The following is a 2,537-nucleotide window of genomic DNA, read 5'->3' as shown; positions in this document are numbered from 1 at the left end:
GGGGTTGCGGGTCTGGCCGCCGACCGCGCTCCAGCCGGAAATCGAGTGGCTCGATCGGATGTTCGCCCATTCGGAAAGGTTGGTCTTGCCCAAGATCACCGCGCCCGCCGCGCGCAGCCGGGCGACGAGCGGCGCATCGCGCTTGGTATCGTTGGCGGCGAGCGCGAGGCTGCCGGCGGTGGTCGGCTGCTCGCGCGTCTCGATATTGTCCTTGATCAGCACCGGGCGGCCGAACAGCGGGCCGCGCGCGCTGCGCTGGCGATCGAGCGCGCGGGCTTCGGACAGTGCCTCGGGGTTGGTGGCGATCACGGCGTGGATCGTGCCGTCCTTCGCCGCGACGCGGGCGAGCGCGGCGCGGGTCGCCTGTTCGGCGGGGCCGGCCGGCGGTGCTGCGAGCGCCGGTGTCGCGAGGAGGACCAGAACGAGCCCTCCCCGGCGCATCACAGTTGCTTCACGCCGGCATCGTCGCCGGTCTCGGCCTTCTTCTGTTCGGCCGCTTCGATCGCCTCGATAATGATGCGGTGCGCCTCGGCGGTATCGCCCCACTCACCGATCCGCACCCATTTGGTCTTTTCCAAATCCTTGTAATGCGTGAAGAAATGCTCGATCTGCTGCATCACGATCTCGGGCAGATCGTCCTTTTCCTGGACCTTGCTGTAATAAGGAAAGGTCGAATCGCTGGGCACGCAGACGAGCTTTTCGTCGCCGCCGGCCTCGTCTTCCAGCTTGAGCACGGCGATCGGGCGCACGCGCACGACGCAGCCCGCGATGAAGGGCGAGCGCGCGATCACCAGCGCATCCAGCGGATCGCCGTCGGGCGAAAGCGTGTGCGGCACGAAGCCGTAGTTGGCGGGGTAGCGCATCGGCGTATGCAGGATGCGATCGACGAACAAGGCGCCCGATTTCTTGTCGAACTCATATTTCACCGGCTCGCCGCCGGTGGGCACCTCGATGACGACGTTGATCTCTTCGGGGGGGTTCCGGCCGATGGGGATGAGCTCGATGTTCATGCCGCCCGCCTAGTGTTGCGGCGCAGCAGGGGCAAGAGGCTGTTACGCCAAAGATTCATCGACTAGAGGCGCGGCGGAGATGGCGAAGATCGATACCCCCCGCCCGATACGCGGCACGCAGGACATGCTCGGCGAAACCGCCGCGCGCTTCGCGAAGGTGGTCGAGACGTTCGAACGCGTGCGCAGGCTCTATGGCTTCCAGCGGATCGAGATGCCGGTCTTCGAGGCGACCGCGGTGTTCGCGCGCTCGCTCGGCGAGACCACCGACGTCGTCTCGAAGGAGATGTACACGTTCGAGGATCGCGGCGGCGACAGCCTGACGCTGCGTCCGGAATTCACCGCCGGGATCGCGCGCGCCTACCTGACCGAGGGGTGGCAGCACTATGCGCCGCTCAAGGTCGCGACGCACGGGCCCCTGTTTCGCTACGAGCGCCCGCAGAAGGGCCGCTTCCGCCAGTTCCACCAGCTCGACGCCGAGGTGATCGGCGCGGCCGAGCCGGCGGCGGATGTCGAGCTGCTGGCATTCGCGGATCAGTTGCTCAACGAACTGGGCATCGCCGATGGCGTCACGCTCCAGCTCAACACGCTGGGGGACAGCGCGACGCGCGATGCCTGGCGGCAGGCGCTGGTGGCGCATTTCGAGGGCGCGCGCGATGCGCTTTCGGAAGAGAGCGTCGAGCGGCTGGCGAAGAACCCCCTGCGCATCCTCGATTCGAAGGACCCGCGCGACCGCTCCATCGCCGACGTTGCGCCGAGCATCGACGATCATATGTCGAGCGAGGCGGGGGCGTTCTTCGAAGCCGTGACCAGGGGACTCGATGCGGCGGGCGTGGCGTGGACGCGCAATGCCCGGCTTGTGCGCGGGCTGGATTATTATCGGCATACCGCGTTCGAGTTCGTCACCGATCGGTTGGGTGCGCAAAGCACCGTACTGGGCGGCGGGCGCTATGACGGCTTGATTGAAACGCTTGGCGGCCAACACACGCCCGCAGTGGGTTGGGCCGCTGGAATCGAGCGATTGGGGATGCTGATCGAAGAGCCAGTGAGCATGGTCGAATTGATTGCAGTCGTTCCGGACAAGCCTGCGTACGAAGCCGAGGCGGCGGAAATGGCCATGAGGCTTCGGAAGTCTGGCATTGCTGTCCAGGCCGCATATCGTGGTAATGCAAAACGGCATGTCGAACTGGCTAAGAAGGCGGGCGCTACCCACCTCATGTTCATCCGCGAAGATGGCGTATCGCTAAGCAAGGCTCATGCCGACTTTAGGCAGAAGGTCGAAACGGCAATTGGCCGTCCATTGATCGTCGGCATGACCACATGACCACCATCCCCCTTGAGCGCATCCGCCAGATCGAGGCGCGGCGGGATGAGTTGCAGGCGTCGATGTCGCGCGCCGATCTCGCCGCCGACCAGTTCGTCAAGCTCTCCAAGGATTATGCCGAGCTGGAGCCGGTGGCACAGGCGGCGGGGCAGGTGCGGCGGTATCGGCAGGAGCTCGATTCGCTGACCTATATGGTTGAGGACGCC

3 protein-coding genes and 1 pseudogene are annotated in these 2,537 nt (G+C 65.6%); 2 read left to right on the top strand and 2 right to left on the bottom strand.

Annotated features, from left to right (window positions below; translation table 11 throughout):
* Both HUU94_RS01830 and ppa read right to left on the bottom strand, forming a co-directional pair.
* On the bottom strand, positions 1 to 441 hold a 441-nt coding region (locus HUU94_RS01830; RefSeq protein ID WP_254601863.1), incomplete at its 3' end, for an amidase family protein.
* Positions 441 to 1,010 carry an inorganic diphosphatase gene (ppa, locus tag HUU94_RS01825; protein ID WP_174273421.1) on the bottom strand — a complete coding sequence of 190 codons (570 nt, stop codon included), beginning with the start codon at positions 1,008 to 1,010 and terminating at the stop codon, positions 441 to 443. The genes HUU94_RS01830 and ppa, both read right to left, overlap by 1 nt.
* 79 nt (positions 1,011 to 1,089) lie before the next feature.
* Between ppa and hisS the strand changes: the two genes are divergently transcribed.
* Together hisS and HUU94_RS01815 are read left to right on the top strand one after the other, a co-directional pair.
* Positions 1,090 to 2,331: a histidine--tRNA ligase gene (hisS, locus tag HUU94_RS01820; protein ID WP_174273420.1), complete on the top strand. Its 1,242-nt coding sequence runs from the start codon at positions 1,090 to 1,092 to the stop codon at positions 2,329 to 2,331.
* Positions 2,328 to 2,537: pseudogene (locus HUU94_RS01815) on the top strand (peptide chain release factor 1); the annotation flags it as partial. The gene hisS and the pseudogene HUU94_RS01815, both read left to right, overlap by 4 nt.

The sequence above is a fragment of the Sphingomonas bacterium genome (genome assembly GCF_903644055.1).
Taxonomy (GTDB): domain Bacteria; phylum Pseudomonadota; class Alphaproteobacteria; order Sphingomonadales; family Sphingomonadaceae; genus Sphingomonas_I.
This window is presented reverse-complemented; position numbering and strand designations above follow the sequence as displayed.